Consider the following 17245-nt stretch of genomic DNA (forward strand, 5'->3'; position numbering starts at 1 on the left):
CTGAGTTATGCTGAGTGGGTCATGTGTGGGTCAAGGCATGTGCGCTTTCCTTCCTCTTGCGGGTGGCGGCGTCGGTGCTGGCTCTGAAGCGGAAGCTGTCATTTCCAGTCTCCAGGATGTGGCAACGATGTGTGAGGCGATCGAGCAGCGCGGTGGTCATCTTGGCATCGCCGAAGACGGTGGCCCATTCGCTGAAGCTCAGATTGGTCGTGATGACGACGCTGGTGCGCTCGTAGAGCTTGCTCAGCAGGTGGAAGAGCAGCGCACCGCCTGAGGCACTGAATGGCAGGTATCCAAGCTCGTCCAGGATCACGAGATCGAGACGGACGAGGGTCTCGGCCAGTTGGCCGGCTTTGCCCTTGGCTTTCTCCTGTTCGAGCATGTTGACGAGTTCGATGGTCGAGAAGAACCGAACTTTCCGGCGATAATGCTCGACGGCCTGAACGCCAAGGGCGGTCGCGACATGGGTTTTGCCCGTGCCCGGCCCGCCGATCAGCACGACATTCTCCATTCCTTCGATGAACTCGCAGCGATGGAGCTGGCGCACCGTGGCCTCGTTGATCTCGCTGGCTGAGAAGTCGAAGCCCGCCAGATCCTTGTAGGCCGGGAAGCGTGCTGCCTTCATGTGATAGGCGATCGAGCGCACCTCGCGTTCCGCCATCTCGGCCTTGAGGAGCTGCGTCAGGATCGGCACGGCGGCTTCGAAGGCAGGCGCGCCTTGCTCAATCAGGTCGGTGACGGCCTGGGCCATGCCATACATCTTGAGGCTGCGCAGCATGATGACGACGGCGCCGCTGGCGGGATCATGACGCATGGCGGCCTCCACTCCTGCGGGCGCGCAAATCGTCGTAGCGCTCGACATTGGCCTTGGGCTCTCGGCGCAGCAGCAGCGTTTGCGGCGTGTCGATGGCCGGGCCGTCGATCGTCTTTCCGTCGATCAGACGGTGCAGGATGTTGAGCACGTGGGTCTTGGTGGCGACCCCCTCTGACAGTGCCAGCTCCACTGCGGCCAGCACCGCCTGCTCATCATGGTGCAGGACCAGGGCAAGGATATCGACCATCTCGCGATCGCCACCGGGCCGTCGCAACATCTGATCCTGCAATCGCCGGAAGCCTGACGGCAGTTCAGCGAAAGGAGCACCGTTGCGCAGCGCGCCGGGCTTGCGCTGGATCACCGCCAGATAATGATGCCAGTCGTAGATCGTTCGCGGCGGCAGATGATGCGATCGCTCGATCCGCCGTTCATGCTCGCACAAGATTTGCCCCTCGGCCGCAATGACCAGACGATCCGGGTAGACACGGAGGCTGACGGGCCTGTTCGCAAAAGAAGCCGGCACGCTGTAGCGGTTGCGTTCGAAGCTGATCAGGCAAGTAGGCGAGACGCGCTTGCTCTGCTCGACGAACCCGTCGAAGGCAGGCGGTAGCGACATCAAGGTGGGCTGCTCTTCGGCCCAGACATCGGCGACGGTCCCGGCAAGACGGCCATGTGGGATCTCCCGCCAGAGCTCCAGACAACGCTGCTCGAGCCAGGCATTCAGCGTGGCGAGATCGGGAAAGTTCGGCATCGGCTGCCACAGACGCGGCCGCGCATCCTGCACGTTCTTCTCGACTTGCCCTTTCTCCCAACCAGAGGCCGGATTGCAGAACTCCGGCTTGAAGACATAGTGGTTTGTCATGGCGAGGAAACGCAGGTTGATCTGGCGTTCCTTGCCGCGTCCGACGCGGTCTACCGCCGTTCTCATGTTGTCGTAGATGCCGCGCTCAGGCACGCCGCCGAAGACGCGGAAGGCGTGCCAATGAGCGTCAAACAGCATCTCGTGGGTCTGGAGCAGATAGGCACGGACGAGGAACACTCGGCTGTGCGCCAGCTTGATATGCGCGACCTGAAGCCTGGTGCGGTCGCCGCCGATCACCGCATGGTCCTCGCTCCAGTCGAACTGGAAGGCTTCGCCGGGGCGGAAAGACAGGGGAACGAAGATGCCGCGCCCTGTCGTTTGCTGCTCGCGCTGCCGCTCCGCAAGCCATTCGCGGGCGAACGCGGCCACACGGTTGTAGGAACCGGTGAACCCGAGAGCGACGAGATCTGCATGCAAGTGCGTCAAAGGCCGGCGCTGCTTACGTGACTTTGATGCTTCGGCCTTCAGCCAGGCTGCAAGCTTGTCGGAGAACGGGTCGAGCTTGCTCGGCCGCTCCGGCACCGAGAACTTCGGCTCGATCGTGCCGGCCTTCAGATACTTCTTGATGGTGTTCCGCGAGAGCCCGGTCCGCCTGGCTATCTCTCGGATCGGTAGCTTCTCTCGCAAAGCCAAGCGGCGGATGACGTTCAAAAGTCCCATGTAGATCACTCCATTGTCCCCTCGCTCGCCGCGCTCGGGGAAAGGTCACATGGGTCAAATCTCAGTGGAAATCAGGCGCTGTCCCGGGTCAGTTCCGGGTGGAAATCAACACCGACGCAATCGATCGCGCGCGAGCGTTTGTCGTCGACAAGCCGATACTCGGCCTTGGACTTGGAGAAGCGAGCGCCGCAAGTCCCGTCTCCGGCGAGACTCTCCGACGGCCAGACCGGCAGCAATCCACCGTGATGCTTATGAACTTAACGTTAATGCAGGACCGTTACACCGACCGACAGGATCGCGGCTCCATTGAACGATCCTTCACGTTGGTGATTGAGATGCAAGTCGACAAGGCCCAAGCGGACGATGCCCGAGAGCAAGAGCGCCTGTGCGCGCTTGACCGGTACGATGTCCTCGACACCCCGCCGGAGGAAGCCTTCGATCGCATCACGCGTCTGGTACGACGTGTATTCAATGTGCCGATCTCGGCCATCTCGCTGATCGACGGCCATCGTCAGTGGTTCAAGTCGCGTCAGGGCATCGACGTCCTCGAAACCGACTTGACCCAGTCCGTATGCTATTTGGCCGTGAAGCAGGAGCAACCCCTTGTCGTCGAGAATGCTCTCGTCGACCCGCGCGTTTGCGATAATCCCAGTGTCACGGGAGGTCTCAGGCTTCGCTTTTATGCCGGCATTCCTCTGCTCACGCCGGAGGGCCATGCCATCGGCACGCTGTGCGCGGCCGACACCGAGCCCCGCAGCTTCTCCGCCGCCGATCTTGATATCCTGTCCGACCTCGCAACCCTGGTGATGAGCGAACTCGAATTGCGGATGCTGGCCACGGCCGATGCGCTCACCGGTGCGATGTCGCGGCGCACTTTTCGCGATGAGGCAGGCCGTGCCTTGTCCCTGGCACAGCGCCACGACCATGACCTGAGCCTCCTGATGCTCGATCTCGATCACTTCAAACAGGTCAATGACGCCCATGGGCATGGCACCGGTGACCGCCTTCTGCGCGAGACCGTGGCAGTGTGCCGCGCCGGCATACGCACTTCCGACATGATCGGCCGCCTCGGCGGCGAGGAGTTCGCGATTCTCCTGCCGCACACCAAGCCTTCGGCAGCCCTCGCTGTCGCCGAAAAACTTCGGTCAAGCATCGCAGGGGTGCGTCTGTCTGTGGGACCGGGATCCATCAGCGGCACCGCGAGCTTCGGTGTGTGCGGCATCGATCGCTCGGTTCACCACATCGATACGCTCCTGCAGAGAGCAGATGCCGCGCTCTTCGCGGCCAAGGCGGACGGCCGTAACCGCTGCTGTGTGTGGCAGCCCCCGGTCGTGGAAACGGCTCCCGATCAGCGGCGCCGTGTCTTGAAAGGTGGTCGCATCGTCTTCAATGCGGGGCGGTCGACAATCGATTGCACGGTCAGAAGTCTCTCACAGCTTGGCGCGGCCATCGACTTCGTTAGCACGGAGGGTGTGCCGGAACGCTTCAAGCTTCACATTCTTGCCGACGACCTCCATCGTTCTTGTCAGGTCGCCGCCCGGAGCGACAAGCGCTTGGAGGTTACTTTCGCGTGAGGCGTTTACCTGAGCGTGGGAGTGACCGACGCGGCCATAATCGCCATTTTTCACTAGCCGATCTTTAACCGATCCGAGAGGTGCCGGAGGCATGATCCCTGGACAGTAATGCTAGGGATAGTACCATTGTCAGTTCAACAAGCCTTCAACCGGCTGCGCGACCGCACCAGCATGAAGCATCAGTCGGCCGTCGTCACCGCTCTGCTGTTGATTGCGACAGTCGCGTTGATTGCCATTCCGACAGCCGTCCTTGTCTACGACAATGCGATCAAGCGCGCCAACATGCAGATGCGCGACCTCGCGACGACCATGGCGCAGCGGCTCGATCGGGAAATGTTCGAACGATTTCGCGAGATCCAGAACATTGCCTCGTTCGGCTCGCTTGGAAGCCAGTGGCGCGCCAATCCGTCTTTCGCCAGGACGCTTCTCGATCAGCTACAGAAGACACTTCCAAGCTACGCCTGGATCGGCTTCGCCACGGCCGACGGCACCGTGCAGGCGTCGACACAGGGCATGCTGCGCGGCGCGTCCGTCGTCGAGCGCCCCTGGTTCAAGGCCGGCCTGAAGGGACCCGCAGCCCTCGACATCCATGAGGCAAAACTGCTCGCCAAGGTTCTCGAACCCCTGCCGGATGGTCAACCCTTCCGCTTCGTCGACGTGACGGCGCCGGTGCGCGACGAGGCCGGCGTCGTCGCGGGCGTGCTCGGTGCCCACCTCAGCTGGAGCTGGGCCAATGATGTGCGGACGCAACTATTGTCGACGCTGGATCCTGCCCTGGAAACAGGCCTTCTGGTAACGGCCGCCGACGGCAGTGTGATCCTGGGCGGCGAGTTCGGCAGTGTCGGGCTGACGGACGATCAGATCGAAATGACGAAAGCCGAGCCGCGAAACTTCGTGGTGGAACAGAACGGGCATCAGCAAATTCTCGCGGCGGTCCCGACCCACGGGGCCGAGAGCTACCCGGGGCTTGGCTGGCGCGTCGTCGCCCATCGCCCGAAGGACGTTGCGCTCGCTGGCGCCTATCGGATCACCGCGACCATTCTCGGCATCGGTCTTCTGGCAGCTCTGGGCAGTGTCGCCTGCGCCTTTTTCGCCGCGGCTCGTGTGACACGGCCCATCTCGCAGCTGGCTGTTTGCGCCGACCGGATCGGGCGCAGCCCTGGCGCAGCGCTTTTCGACCGTCAGCGCGGCTCATCGGATGTCCTTCACCTGTCGGATGCGCTGCGTTCGCTTTCCCGCCGGCTCGACTTTGCCGAGCACGATGCGAGCGAGGCCCGGGATGATGTGGAGCGCTCCCTCCAGGCTCGATCGGTGGATGCCGAGCGTCATCAGCAGATCGTGCAGACGCTTCGGCTCCTGGCAGATACCGACCCCATGACGAGCCTTCTGAACCGTCGCAGCTTCTTGGCCCAGGCCACGGACGTCCTGGCATTTTTCCGTCGCTACCGCAGCCGGTTTGCCATTCTCGTGGTAGACATAGACCACTTCAAGAGGGTCAACGATACGCATGGCCACGCCGCGGGTGACGAGGTCATCCGGGCTGTGGCGCGCTCGCTTTCCGATGCCGCGCGTCAGACCGACCGTATCGCGCGCTTTGGAGGAGAAGAGTTCGTGGTTCTCCTGCGCGAGATAGACCAGCAGGCGCTCGAAGTCTGGGCCGAGCGCGCTCGACAGTCGATCGAAGCGATGACCGTCTCTGTCGAGGGAGTATCGATCAAGGTGACGATCAGCATTGGGGCAACGATCTCGCGGATCGAGGATCGCGACGTCGAAGACATCATTCGGCGGGCGGACGGCGCTCTGTACAGCGCCAAAAGCACGGGCCGCAACCGAACCAGTATCGCCGGGATCGAGCTGGTAGCTGCCGACGCGTTGGCCGCGGTCGCCTGAGGACGACGCTCCGAGATCCGTTGTCCCCTTGCGGCCGCACGAGATGGAAGCACGCCATCTCCGAGATCGTCGAGACGGGTCGCTGTGTCGCCAGGGGCGGTTCCACGCGACCCGTCATTGAAAGCGGCCCGCGTCCCGTCGGCGCGGCCTGTCGTGCGATCACGCAGGGACGTAGGTCAACCGCATCACGTCCTCGTCAATTCGGTCGCTGGCCACGAGGCGTAGCCGCGGCCGGGGACCGGCGAAGAACGGCGTGCCGCGACCAAGCACGACGGGATGGAAGTAAAGTCGATACTCGTCGACAAGACCCAACTCGGTCAGGCTTCGCGCCAGCTCCGGTCCGGAAACGGAAATCTCGCCGGCCAGCTCATTCTTGAGCCGGCGGACGACTGCTTCGAGGTCGTCTGGGACAAGCGTGGCATTGGAGCCGACGGACTTCAAAGTGCGCGACACGACCCATTTCGGTAGGCACCGCCACGCCACCGCAAAATCGCGGCGCTCCGCGTCCCATTCGGGATCGTCTTCGTCCCGATAGCGCATGATTTCATACATGCGGCGGCCATACAGGCTGCCCGTCAGGGCTCGAACATGCGCGATCCAGTGACGGAAGAGCGCGGGACCGGGCGAAAATTCCTGATGGTCGACATAGCCATCCAGGGACAGGTTCATTCCGAAGACGAGCTTGGCCATCCCATCAGTCCCCACAGGCTCTTCAGAATGGTGCGGGCCAGCCGCCGCTTTCCACCCGACCCGGAAATGACCCGCCACGAGACTTTTGCGGGCACTCACCATTTCCGGCGTCGGAACGGGTGTCGCTATCTTTTCAGGAGGCGGATGGCCTCGCCGACAATACCACGGCGGAAGAGAAGGACGCAGAGGACGAAGATGATGCCGATGAGGACGGTGACGGGGAAGCCGACGGCGGCGAGATAGTTCTGCAGGAGGATCACCAGACCGGCGCCGACGACCGGGCCGAGAATGGTGCCCATGCCGCCGAGCAGCGTCATCAGGATGACCTCGCCCGACATCTGCCACTGCACGTCGGTGAGGGTCGCGATCTGCGTGACCAGCGCCTTGGTCGAGCCCGCCGTGCCGGCCAGCGCCGCCGACATGACAAAGGCGCCCAGCTTGTAGCGGTCGACGCGGTAGCCGAGCGAGACGGCGCGGTTCTCGTTTTCGCGGATCGCCTGCAGGATGTGGCCGTAGGGCGAATGGACGATGCGCCAGACCGCGAGGAAGCCGGCGACGAAGATGGCCAGCACGAAGAAATACATCGCCAGCGGCTCGTTCAGGTCGATCACGCCGAGGAGATGGCCGCGCGGGACGTTCTGGATGCCGTCCTCGCCGTGGGTGAAGGGCGTCTGCAGGAAGATGAAGGCGACCATCTGCGACAGAGCGAGCGTGATCATGGCGAAGTAGATGCCCTGTCGTCTGATGGCCAGAAGCCCGATGAGGAGCCCGAGGACAGCCGCGCCCGCCGTGCCGAGCAGGATGGCCGACAGCGGCTCCCAGCCCCATTCCTTCACCGCATGGGCGGTGACGTAGGCAGCCCCGCCGAAGAAGGCGGCATGGCCGAAGGAGAGGAGGCCCGCATAGCCGAGGAGGAGATTGAAGGCGCAGGCGAAGAGCGCGAAGCACAGAACGCTCATCAGGAAGACGGGATAGACGAAGAAGGGCGCGGCGATGAGGCCGACGAGCGCCAGGAGTGCCGCGGCCAGACCGATGCGGCCGAGCGGATCGCGTTGCTGCCGGGTGGCGGTGCCGGACGTTGGGGAGGCGAGAGCGGCGTCGGCCATGGAATCAGGCCTCCCGGCCGAAGAGACCGGCGGGCCGGGCGAGGAGCACGACGGCCATGACGGCGAAGATGACGATGTTGGACGCCTCGGGATAGAAGACCTTCGTCAGCCCCTCGAGCAGGCCGAGCATGTAGCCGGTGACGATGGCACCCATGATCGAGCCCATGCCGCCGACGACGACCACGGCGAAGACGACGATGATGAGGTTCGAGCCCATCAGCGGGCTGACCTGATAGATCGGCGCCGCCAGCACGCCGGCGATGGCGGCAAGGCCCGCCCCGAGCGCATAAGTGAGGGTGAGGAGCAGCGGCACGTTGACGCCGAAGGCCTGGACGAGCGGCGCGTTCTCGGTGGCGGCCCTGAGATAGGCGCCGAGCCGCGTCTTCTCGATCAGGAACCAGGTGGCCAGACAGATCACCAGCGACGCCAGGATGACGAAACCGCGATAGATCGGCAGGAACATGAAGCCGAGATTGACGCCGCCCGCCAGTTGCGTCGGCGGCGCGTAGGGCTGGCCGGCGGCGCCGAACTGCCAGCGAAAGACGCCTTCGAGGATCAGCGCGAGGCCGAAAGTGAAGAGCAGGCCGTAGAGCGGATCGAGGCCGTAGAGCCGCGACAGCATGGTCCGCTCGATCAGCGCCGAGACCGCGGCGACGATGACGGGTGCGACGACGAGCGCCGGCCAGAAGCCGATCCCGCCATGCTGCAGCAGGAGATAGGCGGTGAAGGCGCCCAGCATATACTGCGCGCCATGGGCGAAGTTGATGACCCGGAGAAGGCCGAAGATGACGGCGAGACCGAGGCTGAGGAGGGCGTAGAACGAGCCGTTGATGAGGCCGATCAGGAGCTGGCCGGCCAAAGCGGGGAGGGGAATGCCGAGGATCATCGTCATGGCGTCAGACCCCCACGACCTGGCGCAGCCGCGCCATCTTGGAATCGAGCTCGGCGGTCGGGAAGCTTTCGAGCATGTGCCCGTCCTCCATCAGGAAGAAGCGATCGGCGACCTTGCGGGCGAAGCGGAAATTCTGCTCGACGAGGAGGAGGGTCATGCCCTTCTTCTTCAGTTCCAGGAGGACGTCGCCGATGCGTTGGACGATGACCGGGGCGAGCCCTTCCGTCGGCTCGTCGAGGAGGATGATGCGCGCGCCGGTGCGCAGGATCCGGGCCAGCGCCAGCATCTGCTGTTCGCCGCCGGAGAGTTTCGTGCCCGGCGAATTGCGCCGTTCGGCAAGGTTCGGGAAGAGATGGTAGATCTCCTCGACGCTGACGCCGCCCTCGGCGACCTTCGGCGGCAGCATCAGGTTCTCCTCGACCGAGAGGGTCGCGAAGATGCCGCGCTCCTCCGGCACGTAGCCGATGCCAGCGTGCGCCGTCTTGTGTACGGGAACCTTGATCATGTCCCGTCCGGCGATCTTGATCGTGCCCTCGCGGCGCGAGAGCAGGCCCATGATGGCGCGCAGGGTGGTGGTCTTGCCGGCGCCGTTGCGGCCGACGAGGGTGATCGTCTCGCCCTCGTGGAGATCGAGCGAGACGCCGTGCAGGACATGGCTTTCGCCGTACCAGCCGTGGAGATCGCGCACCTCGAGAAGGGGCGCCCCGGCCTGGGGATGTGGCGCGGCGCTATTCATGCTCGGACCCCAGATAGGCTTCCTTGACGCGGGGATCGGCGCTGACCGTGGCGTAGCTGCCCTGCGACAGGATCTCCCCGCGGGCCAGCACCGTCACCTCGTCGCAGAGATCGGCGACGACCGAGAGATTGTGCTCGACCATCAGGATCGTCCGGCCCTTGCCGATGTGCCGGATGAGGGCGGAGATGCGACCGATGTCCTCGGCGCCCATGCCCGCCATCGGCTCGTCGAACAGCATCACCGGCGGGTCGAGGGCAAGTGTTGTCGCGATCTCCAACGCCCGTTTGCGGCCGTAGGAGAGTTCGACCGCCTGGAGATGGGCGCTATCGGCCAGGTTGACCGCCTCGATGAGTTCCAGCGCGCGGTCGTCGAGCCGGTGGAGCAGACGGTTGGAGCGCCAGAACTGGGTGGAGAGGCCCGCCGGGCGCTGCAGCGCGACGCGAACATTGTCGAGGACCGTCAGGTGGGGAAAAACCGCCGAGATCTGGAACGAGCGCACGAGCCCGAGCCGGGCGACCTCCGCCGGCCCCGTGCGGGTGATGTCGCGGCCGTCGAAGGTGATGGTGCCGGTCGTCGGCGCGAAGAATTTCGTGAGAAGGTTGAAGACCGTCGTCTTGCCGGCGCCGTTCGGGCCGATGAGGGCGTGGATCGTGCCCCGGCGGACGTCGAGGTCGACATCGCTGACGGCCCTGAAGCCGAAGAATTCCTTGGTGAGGCCACGGGCGGAGAGAATGACCTCGCCGGCGCCGCTGGTGCCGGCGGCAGGGGCGGCGGCGGTCATCGCCCTTCCCCGGCATTGGCCGTGGCGAGGCCAGGGCGTCGCCGCCGGCACGCGGACATATCCGGCACGACCGTCTCCGTCACGGGCGCGAAAGGGGCCGCTGTTTGGGGCGATGGCGCCATGCTGCTCTCCCGGTCGTCATAAAGCGCCGCCGGCCAACCCGGTCGGCGAGGAAAGGGGCCCGCGGCGCAGCAGCCGCGGGGCCTTTCGTTCGGTCGATCGATCGATCGATCGGCCCGCCGGCGGCGGGCGGCGACGGCCTATTTCGGGAAGGCCGAGACGTCGCAGCCGCTGTCCTCGACCGAAAGATAGGCCTCGGCCGCCGGTACGGTGGCGATCTCCTTGAAATAATCCCAGGGCTTGGTCGAATCGGCCGGGGTCTTCACCTGGAAGAGGTACATGTCGTAGGCCATGCGGCCATTGGCCTGAACCTTGCCGTTCTTGGTGAAGACGTCCGACACCGGCATTTCGTGCAGCTTGGCGGCGACGGCCTTGGTCTCGTCGGTCTTGGCGGCGTCGATCGCCTTCAGATACTGGGTGACGGCGGAATAGGTGCCGACCTGGATGGTGTTGGGCATGCGCTGCGTGCGGGCGAAGAACTTCTCGCCGAAGGCGCGGTTCTCGTCGTTCTGATCCCAGTACCAACCCTCGGTGAGGTTGATGCCGTTCGCCGCCTCCAGACCGAGGCCGTGCACTTCGGACAGGGTGAAGAGGAGCGCGGCGAGCTGCTGGCCGCCGGCGACGATGCCGAATTCCGCCGCCTGCTTGATGGCGTTGGCGGTGTCGAGACCGGCATTGGCGAGGCCGACGACCTTGGCACCGGAGGCCTGCGCCTGCAGGAGGAAGGACGAGTAGTCGGTGGTGGCGAGCGGATGGCGGACGGCGCCGAGGACGTTGCCGCCATTGGCCTTGACGAAATCGCCGGTCTGCTGCTCCAGAGAATATCCAAAGGCGTAGTCGGCGGTGAGGAAGAACCACGAGTCGCCGCCGGCCTTCACCAGCGCGCCGCCGGTGCCGACGGCCAGAGCATGCGTGTCATAGGCCCAGTGGAACCCATAGGGGCTGCACTGCTTGCCGGTGATCTCGGTCGAGGCCGCGCCGGTGACGATGTCGATCTTGCCCTTTTCCTTCGACAGGCCCTGCACGGCCAGCGCGACCGAGGAGGTGGTCAGCTCCATGATCGCGTCGACCTTCTGCACATCGTACCACTCGCGGGCGATGTTGGAGGCGATGTCGGCCTTGTTCTGGTGGTCCGCGTCGACGATCTCGATCGGCTTGCCGAGAACGGTGCCGCCGAAATCCTCGATTGCCATCTTGGCCGCCTCGACCGACCATTTGCCGCCGAAATCGGCATAGACGCCGGACTGGTCGTTGAGAATGCCGATCTTGACGACGTCGTCGGAGACTTCCTGCGCCGCGGCCGTGAAGGGTGTCAGGGCGATGGCCGCGGCGGAGGCGGCCAGAATGAGGGCGTATTGGCGCATGGTTAAATCCTCCCAGATTCAAAACGACGCTCGGGAATCATGGACACTTTCCTCCCAGAAAGCCTCCCGGCGACTTTGTTCGGACCGAGTTGTGCGACACGGCGACAAGGCCGTCAAGCGAGGAGGACCGCGCCACGGGACGGGCGATCCGGCTTGATTGGAGGGTCTGGATGTGCGGCGGCGGGGCAGGACATGCATGACTCGCCTTCCCCGACGCCGACCGGCCGACGCTGGGAAAACGCCCTCGCGGATCGCAGGCCGCCCTGGTCGGTGCTGATGGCTCGGAGCGCGCTGTGGAGGCTGCTCGGACAGCGCCGCGCAAAACCTCGCGCCATCCCCATTCCGCCTTCGCCGGAGCGTCGGAGGTAGCCGCGCTTGCGGGGTAAGGCCCCTGCCCGGAGCGTTACCGAGGCTGACCAGGCTCTCTAGGCCGGAGGGCGGAGTTGTCGTCCGGCCGTTTCGCGGAGATAACAGGCGCGCGGGATATCGATACCCGTCGTTGGCTTGGGGGGAATCATGGCTGAGTTCGACGCCGAGATGACGCTGAAGATCCTGAGGGACAGGTTTGCCGAAAACCCGCGTCGCCATGCAGGCATCGCGTGGACCGAGGTGGAGAAAAGGCTTGTTTCCCATCCGGAAAAGCTCCGGACGCTGGCCGAGATGCAGCGGACAGGCGGCGAACCCGACATCATCGGCCGTGACACCGCCGCCGACGACTTCATCTTCTGCGATTGCTCGCCCGAAAGCCCGGCCGGTCGGCGCAGTCTGTGCTTTGATCGCGCTGCGCTCGACGCGCGCAAGGAGAACAAGCCCGCCGGCAATGCCGCGGAAATGGCGGCCTCGATGGGCATCGAGATGCTGGACGAACGACAGTACCGCGATCTCCAGACCCTCGGGGAATTCGATCGCAAGACGTCGAGCTGGATCGCGACGCCCCCGTCCATTCGCAAACTCGGTGGCGCACTGTTCTGTGATCGGCGCTACGACACTGTTTTCGTCTACCACAACGGTGCCGACTCCTACTTTGCCGCCCGGGGGTTTCGCGGGCGGCTGAAGGTTTGACGGGGCGTGGCGCCCAACCCGTTAATGCGTCGGGCCTTTGCGGCGGCGAGGTGCGAAGACACTGGGTTCGGCAGGCGGAACCGCTGCGACAGTTCCGGCACCGTCACTGGCGGAATCTGCCAGATGTCGGGGCGATCGAGCCTGGAGAAACAGGCCGGCAGGCGGCCGAGCCGGAATCTTGCTATTTCGGCGGCATCGCGCTGCGCACGAGGCGGTCGATCTCGGAGCTGAATTCTTCCTTCTTGCGCTGCTGGCGCGGCGAGACGACGGGCTTTGGCCGCTTGGAGACGGGCGAGGGAACCGGCGCCCGCGGTGCCGGCATCTGGCCGGCCGTGTGCCAGGCGCGAAAGAGGTCGAGGTCGAACAGCCAGGTCGCCGTGCCTTTCGGCTGGAAGGCGCCGGGAACGACGCCCGTGGCGGCCAGCTTCGTCCAGTGACGCGAGCTTTCGCCGAATTCGGCGGCGATGTTGCGAGCGGTCAGGTGCTTGGCCATGGCGGATCTCCTCGGGCTCTCATAGCACCGGGAGGCGACGAGAAACAGGCAATCGCGCGGATCTTGAGGCGGCGCGGCTCAGTCGAGCGTGCGCGCCTCGGAAGCCAGCATGATCGGAATCCCGCCGCGGATCGGGAAGGCGAGACGCGCGGCGGCCGAAACGAGCTCGTTGCGCTCGGCGTCGTAGGTGAGTGTGGTCTTCGTCAGCGGGCAGACCAGAAGTTCCAGAAGTTTCGGGTCGGGCCGCTGGTCGGCCGGGGTCGATCGGGGCATGGCAATCCTGTTGCAGGTGGGCCGGGCGCGGCCTCGGGCACTCGGCGGGAAAAGCAGGGGGCGCGACGATCGGCGACCCCGGGGGGGAGCCTTACCACATTGTGATGGGACCGTGCCGGCGGTCAGCCGACCCCGCCTCAACCCAACCCACCGAAGAAACCATGGCCGTGCCGGTTACTGCAGCGTCCGGCCGATCCCGTCTTCGGAAGTTTCGCGGGCGATGGCGATTTCGGTCAGCGCGACCAGCGTCTCGGCCCGCGTCTTGAGGTCGGGAGCTTCCAGCAGCGCCTGCTTTTCCGCCGCGCCATAGGGCGACATCATGCACAGCGCGTTGACGAGCGTCTCGTTCGACGCCCTCGTGATGCTCTCCCAGTCCGCCTCCAGCTGGTTGACGTCGAGATACATGCGAAATGCCGCCAGCAGCCCGTCGCGATCGACCTCCCCGGCGCCATGGCCAAGATCGAGATCGGCGACGAAGGGGGCGAGGCGGCAGGCGCGGTACGGCGTGCGGACCGGCAGTTCCTCGACCACCCGGAACCGCGCGATGCCGTGCAGATTGACGATATAGCGCCCGTCGCCGCTCTCGGTCAGCGAGGTGATGCGGCCGAGACAGCCGACCTTCGCCAGTTGCGGCTCGCCGGTCTCGAGCACCGCCCCGTCGACGCTCGGCTGGATCATGCCGATGATCCGGCGCTCGATCATCGCATCGTCGATCATGGCGAGATAGCGAGGCTCGAAGATGTTCAGCGGTAGCTGCCCGCCCGGCAGGAGCAGCGCTCCCACCAGCGGAAACACCGGGACGGTATCGGGAAGATCGGCTTCCCTGGTATAATTGGCATTGCCTGCATGAACCACGGTCGCGCTCCGTTCTACAGGAACGGATTTGGGACATGGCGAGGCGATCTCAAGGGCTGCCCGCCACCACTACGACGATCTTAGACAGGGATGGGATCTCCGGCGCAGCGGCGACGATCCCCTCCTGCCCCGAGACGTCAGGAGAACAGGAGCGTCGACAGCCGGCGCCGGGCGTCCTTCGTCGCGGGATCCATGGCGCCCCAGACCTCAAAGAACTCGATCAGCTTCTTGCGGGCGCCATCCTCGTTCCACGTCCGGTCGCGCTTGACGATTTCGAGGAGATGCCCGGCCGCCTCGGTCCTGTGCCCCCGCGCCTGCGCGATGAGGGCGAGATCGAAACGCGCCTGGTGGTCGTCGGCGTCGCCCTCGATGCGCGCCTGCAGCGCCACGGGATCGCCGAGCGCGGAGATTTCCTCCATCAGCTTCAGCTTCGTGCGCGCGACAGACAGCGCCGGGTCGTCAACCTTGTCCGCCGGCACCTGGTCCATGAGGGTGCGCGCATAGGCCGCATCGCCGGCGAGGAGATAGCATTCGACCAGGCCGGCCGTGGCGCCGAGGATCGACGGGTCGTGCTGCAGGATCGAGGCGAAGAGCTGCGCGGCATTGCCCGCATCGCCCGCCGCCAGCAGCGCCCTCGCCTCCTCCAGCGCCGCGGCGACCGGATCCTCGCCGGTGCCGCCGATACGCGCGATGAAAGCCGTCACCTCGCTCTCGGGAAGCGCGCCCATGAAGCCGTCGACCGGCTGACCGTCGACGAAGGCGAACACCGCGGGAATGGATTTCACGCCGAGCTGGCCGGCGATCGAGGGATGGTCGTCGATGTTCATCTTGACGAGCTTCACCCGGCCCTCCGCGGCCGTCACGGCGCGCTCGAGGATCGGCGTCAGCTGCTTGCACGGACCGCACCACGGCGCCCAGAAGTCGACGAGCACCGGCTGCTGGCGCGAGGCCTGAATGACGTCGACGGCAAAGGTCGCCGTCGTCGTGTCCTTGATCAGGGGTCCACTGCCATTCGCGCCCGCGGACGGCGCCTTCGGCGCGGCAGCGCCGAGGCCGGTGGTCTGCGTGCCGTAGCTCGAACCATAGGGGTTGTTGCTCATCGTCCGTCCCGTTCCCTGGCTGTTGCGCCCGTCAATCATTTCCGCCTTCGGCATCGCCCGCCGTGCCGGCATCCGCCGCCTCCAGCGAGACGACCGCCGGCGCGTGCCCGGTCGCCGCAAAGAAGGCCAGGAGATCCTCGCGCGCGATCGTCGTCGTCGCCGTGTTCGTCAGCGGATGGCAGTTCAGCATATCGTGCCGGAGAAGGCCGGCATCAAGCACCAGCTTCACCGCGTTTTCGCGGTCGTTGACGAGGCCGAAGGCGGTGACGGAACCCGGCTCGACGCCGAGCAGCGCGCGCATCTGGTCGGCACTCGCAAAGGACAGCCGCCCCTGCGCGCCGATCACCTTGTGCAGCGTCTTCAGGTCGATCGCGGCCGTCTCCTCGGCGACGATCAGGAAGACCGTGCCCTTCTTGTCCTTGACGAAGAGGTTCTTGGTATGGCCGCCGGAGATCTCGCCCCGCAGCGCCCGGCTTTCCTCGACGGTATGGAGCGGCGGGTGCTCGACCGTCGTCGTCGCGATGCCCTGGCGGCCGAGAAAGGCGAAGAGGTCGTCGCGCGAGAGCATGGGCGGTCCGGTCCGAAATGGCGTTGCGCCGACGTAGCGGTGTCGCCGCCGCCGATCAAGAGCGGGCAGCGCTCCGGAGCAATGCTCACGGCGGCGCGCGCCGAGGCGATGCCATCGGCGACGCGCCAGGAAGCGACACCATCCGCCCCGCTCCGGGCGCCCAACGCCTTCGACAGGGCCGCGAAATTTTTCAGCACCGAGCGCACAGGATGCCTGTTGCAATGCCCGGCGCTTTCCGGCATACAGCGCTCATCCGCAGCGCCTAGCGCTGCCGGGAGCGGGCGGGCGTAGCTCAGGGGTAGAGCACAACCTTGCCAAGGTTGGGGTCGAGGGTTCGAATCCCTTCGCCCGCTCCAATTTTTTTTTAAGATCGCAGTGATTTATGAAAGCTCGCTTTTGCGGGCATTTTTGCTGTTCAGGCTGCGGAAGCAGGGCGGAAGCACCCGCTAAGTCGTCTCCCTCCGCTCTCCCGTGATGCGGGCGGCCGCGCCTCAAGATCAGCCGCCGCTGCCGAACGACTGCCAATAGACTGGCTCCGGCTCGCGCCCGACATTCGACGGCGCCGTCGGCAGCAGATATGCCCATCGGATCTTCGCCCGGTCGGCCGCGGGAATGCTCTACCAGTGCCATGCCGTCATGCTGCGGGTTGGATGCCCGATCAGACTGAAGGCGCAGATCGAAAGCGCAGCAGCCCGTCCCATAACGACCGCACCGGCTCACGCAACCGAGGATCCGAGATGCCGACCTCCTCAAGAGTGAGGTTTGCCCGACCATTGTTGCAGGGTGCGCAGCTAACAACGAGGTTGGCCAGCTCGTTTGTGCCGCCTCTGGCGTGCGGTAGCAGGTGATCGTACTGCAGCCACATCCCTTGAAAAGCGGCATGCTGGTCGATATTTCTCGGTCCCCAACGGAGCGCCGACGGGTAGGACATGCGGATGAGACTACGAATCTCCGCCCGTACGACGGGAATGCCGCAGAAACGGCAATGATAGCCGTCCCTGGCGATGAGGGCCCGCTTCTCGGCTGTGGTCGGCATTCGCAGCGCAGTCCGCCGCTCTTTCGGCAGGAACGATGACGTGTCGACCTTGATCACTGGCCGGCTGGTTGGCCCGCCGACACCCCATAAGGACTCAGTCCATTCGGTAATTGCCGGCATGTCCGCCAGGCGGATCAGTTCGTCCGCCAGCTTCGTCGCGCCGAGATTATGAGCCGTGACGGCCGCGTCGAGCAGTCGAGCAGTCTCCGCAATCTCAGGAACCGGGATGCGGAGGCAGTTCCGTTCGGGGGCGGAGTCGGTCATCTGGCCACTACGGCATACGTGTGATGTTTTGCCAAGCGCAGTCCTTCGGCGCCGGAGCCTTGCGCGCGCTTTCGGGAATGGCCCTCGGAGCCGCAGGCTCTCCCA

17 protein-coding genes and 1 tRNA gene are annotated in these 17245 nt (G+C 65.1%); 4 read left to right on the plus strand and 14 right to left on the minus strand.

Annotated features, from left to right (window positions below; all coding sequences use genetic code 11):
- Nucleotides 1-19: 19 nt before the first annotated feature.
- Together istB and istA are read right to left on the minus strand one after the other, a co-directional pair.
- Nucleotides 20-814 (minus strand): IS21-like element helper ATPase IstB, encoded by a 795-nt coding sequence (istB, locus tag Sa4125_RS21475; protein ID WP_223998982.1) that lies wholly within the window; start codon nt 812-814, stop codon nt 20-22.
- Nucleotides 804-2336, minus strand: a complete 1533-nt coding sequence (istA, locus tag Sa4125_RS21480) for an IS21 family transposase (protein ID WP_223998973.1) — start codon at nt 2334-2336, stop codon at nt 804-806. Before istA ends, istB begins: the two co-directional genes overlap by 11 nt.
- Nucleotides 2337-2434: 98 nt before the next feature.
- Here istA and Sa4125_RS21485 point away from each other — a divergent pair, with 98 nt between their 5' ends.
- Entirely contained in the window at nt 2435-3910 is a 1476-nt protein-coding gene (locus tag Sa4125_RS21485) for a sensor domain-containing diguanylate cyclase (RefSeq protein WP_224001508.1), read from the plus strand.
- Nucleotides 3911-4036: 126 nt separating this feature from the next.
- A complete protein-coding gene (locus Sa4125_RS21490; protein ID WP_224001510.1) occupies nt 4037-5800 on the plus strand; it encodes a sensor domain-containing diguanylate cyclase in 1764 nt (587 codons plus the stop codon).
- Between the two features lie 159 nt (nt 5801-5959).
- Here the strand turns inward: Sa4125_RS21490 and Sa4125_RS21495 are convergent, their stop codons facing one another.
- The 6 genes from Sa4125_RS21495 to Sa4125_RS21520 all read right to left on the minus strand — a co-directional run bounded on the left by Sa4125_RS21495 (nt 5960) and on the right by Sa4125_RS21520 (nt 11489).
- A complete protein-coding gene (locus tag Sa4125_RS21495; RefSeq protein ID WP_224001512.1) occupies nt 5960-6490 on the minus strand; it encodes a dihydrofolate reductase family protein in 531 nt (176 codons plus the stop codon).
- Between the two features lie 125 nt (nt 6491-6615).
- On the minus strand, nt 6616-7596 hold the full coding sequence (locus tag Sa4125_RS21500; protein WP_224001514.1) for a branched-chain amino acid ABC transporter permease: 981 nt from the start codon (nt 7594-7596) through the stop codon (nt 6616-6618).
- Nucleotides 7597-7600: 4 nt separating this feature from the next.
- Nucleotides 7601-8488, minus strand: a complete 888-nt coding sequence (locus tag Sa4125_RS21505; protein ID WP_224001516.1) for a branched-chain amino acid ABC transporter permease — start codon at nt 8486-8488, stop codon at nt 7601-7603.
- Between the two features lie 4 nt (nt 8489-8492).
- Nucleotides 8493-9224: an ABC transporter ATP-binding protein gene (locus tag Sa4125_RS21510; protein WP_224001518.1), complete on the minus strand. Its 732-nt coding sequence runs from the start codon at nt 9222-9224 to the stop codon at nt 8493-8495.
- Nucleotides 9217-10005 carry an ABC transporter ATP-binding protein gene (locus Sa4125_RS21515; protein WP_224001520.1) on the minus strand — a complete coding sequence of 263 codons (789 nt, stop codon included), beginning with the start codon at nt 10003-10005 and terminating at the stop codon, nt 9217-9219. The genes Sa4125_RS21510 and Sa4125_RS21515 overlap by 8 nt, the downstream gene beginning before the upstream one ends.
- 260 nt (nt 10006-10265) lie before the next feature.
- A complete protein-coding gene (locus Sa4125_RS21520) occupies nt 10266-11489 on the minus strand; it encodes an ABC transporter substrate-binding protein (RefSeq protein ID WP_224001522.1) in 1224 nt (407 codons plus the stop codon).
- A gap of 516 nt (nt 11490-12005) precedes the next feature.
- On the opposite strand from Sa4125_RS21520, the gene Sa4125_RS21525 reads away from it, so the two are divergent.
- A complete protein-coding gene (locus tag Sa4125_RS21525) occupies nt 12006-12551 on the plus strand; it encodes a DUF4256 domain-containing protein (RefSeq protein WP_224001524.1) in 546 nt (181 codons plus the stop codon).
- Between the two features lie 181 nt (nt 12552-12732).
- Here the strand turns inward: Sa4125_RS21525 and Sa4125_RS21530 are convergent, their stop codons facing one another.
- The 5 genes from Sa4125_RS21530 to Sa4125_RS21550 form a co-directional block, all read right to left on the minus strand.
- On the minus strand, nt 12733-13044 hold the full coding sequence (locus tag Sa4125_RS21530) for a hypothetical protein (protein ID WP_224001526.1): 312 nt from the start codon (nt 13042-13044) through the stop codon (nt 12733-12735).
- Nucleotides 13045-13122: 78 nt separating this feature from the next.
- Nucleotides 13123-13317, minus strand: a complete 195-nt coding sequence (locus tag Sa4125_RS21535) for a Trm112 family protein (RefSeq protein ID WP_224001527.1) — start codon at nt 13315-13317, stop codon at nt 13123-13125.
- 174 nt (nt 13318-13491) lie between these two features.
- The gene (locus Sa4125_RS21540; RefSeq protein ID WP_224001529.1) at nt 13492-14172 is read right to left on the minus strand and encodes an LON peptidase substrate-binding domain-containing protein; all 681 of its coding nucleotides are present in this window, start codon (nt 14170-14172) and stop codon (nt 13492-13494) included.
- A 137-nt stretch (nt 14173-14309) separates the two neighbouring features.
- On the minus strand, nt 14310-15272 hold the full coding sequence (locus Sa4125_RS21545; protein ID WP_224001531.1) for a co-chaperone YbbN: 963 nt from the start codon (nt 15270-15272) through the stop codon (nt 14310-14312).
- Nucleotides 15273-15303: 31 nt separating this feature from the next.
- Nucleotides 15304-15840 (minus strand): prolyl-tRNA synthetase associated domain-containing protein, encoded by a 537-nt coding sequence (locus Sa4125_RS21550; RefSeq protein ID WP_224001533.1) that lies wholly within the window; start codon nt 15838-15840, stop codon nt 15304-15306.
- 281 nt (nt 15841-16121) lie between these two features.
- On the opposite strand from Sa4125_RS21550, the gene Sa4125_RS21555 reads away from it, so the two are divergent.
- A tRNA-Gly gene (locus tag Sa4125_RS21555) sits at nt 16122-16196 on the plus strand.
- Between the two features lie 302 nt (nt 16197-16498).
- Here Sa4125_RS21555 and Sa4125_RS21560 read toward each other — a convergent pair.
- Complete coding sequence (locus tag Sa4125_RS21560) at nt 16499-17140, minus strand: HNH endonuclease (RefSeq protein ID WP_224001535.1); 642 nt, start codon at nt 17138-17140, stop codon at nt 16499-16501.
- Nucleotides 17141-17245 lie beyond the last annotated feature (105 nt).

The sequence above is a fragment of the Aureimonas sp. SA4125 genome (assembly GCF_019973775.1).
In the GTDB taxonomy this organism is placed as follows: domain Bacteria; phylum Pseudomonadota; class Alphaproteobacteria; order Rhizobiales; family Rhizobiaceae; genus Plantimonas.

Bases quoted from the DNA above. Each gene is read 5' to 3' on its own strand.
- Sa4125_RS21495 (WP_224001512.1), bottom strand. From the start codon at position 6,490: ATGGCCAAGCTCGTCTTCGGAATGAACCTGTCCCTGGATGGCTATGTC.
- Sa4125_RS21520 (WP_224001522.1), bottom strand. From the start codon at position 11,489: ATGCGCCAATACGCCCTCATTCTGGCCGCCTCCGCCGCGGCCATCGCC.
- Sa4125_RS21510 (WP_224001518.1), bottom strand. From the start codon at position 9,224: ATGAATAGCGCCGCGCCACATCCCCAGGCCGGGGCGCCCCTTCTCGAG.
- Sa4125_RS21560 (WP_224001535.1), bottom strand. From the start codon at position 17,140: ATGACCGACTCCGCCCCCGAACGGAACTGCCTCCGCATCCCGGTTCCT.
- Sa4125_RS21515 (WP_224001520.1), bottom strand. From the start codon at position 10,005: ATGACCGCCGCCGCCCCTGCCGCCGGCACCAGCGGCGCCGGCGAGGTC.
- Sa4125_RS21505 (WP_224001516.1), bottom strand. From the start codon at position 8,488: ATGACGATGATCCTCGGCATTCCCCTCCCCGCTTTGGCCGGCCAGCTC.
- Sa4125_RS21535 (WP_224001527.1), bottom strand. From the start codon at position 13,317: ATGCCCCGATCGACCCCGGCCGACCAGCGGCCCGACCCGAAACTTCTG.
- Sa4125_RS21530 (WP_224001526.1), bottom strand. From the start codon at position 13,044: ATGGCCAAGCACCTGACCGCTCGCAACATCGCCGCCGAATTCGGCGAA.
- istA (WP_223998973.1), bottom strand. From the start codon at position 2,336: ATGGGACTTTTGAACGTCATCCGCCGCTTGGCTTTGCGAGAGAAGCTA.
- Sa4125_RS21500 (WP_224001514.1), bottom strand. From the start codon at position 7,596: ATGGCCGACGCCGCTCTCGCCTCCCCAACGTCCGGCACCGCCACCCGG.
- Sa4125_RS21550 (WP_224001533.1), bottom strand. From the start codon at position 15,840: ATGCTCTCGCGCGACGACCTCTTCGCCTTTCTCGGCCGCCAGGGCATC.
- istB (WP_223998982.1), bottom strand. From the start codon at position 814: ATGCGTCATGATCCCGCCAGCGGCGCCGTCGTCATCATGCTGCGCAGC.
- Sa4125_RS21545 (WP_224001531.1), bottom strand. From the start codon at position 15,272: ATGAGCAACAACCCCTATGGTTCGAGCTACGGCACGCAGACCACCGGC.
- Sa4125_RS21525 (WP_224001524.1), top strand. From the start codon at position 12,006: ATGGCTGAGTTCGACGCCGAGATGACGCTGAAGATCCTGAGGGACAGG.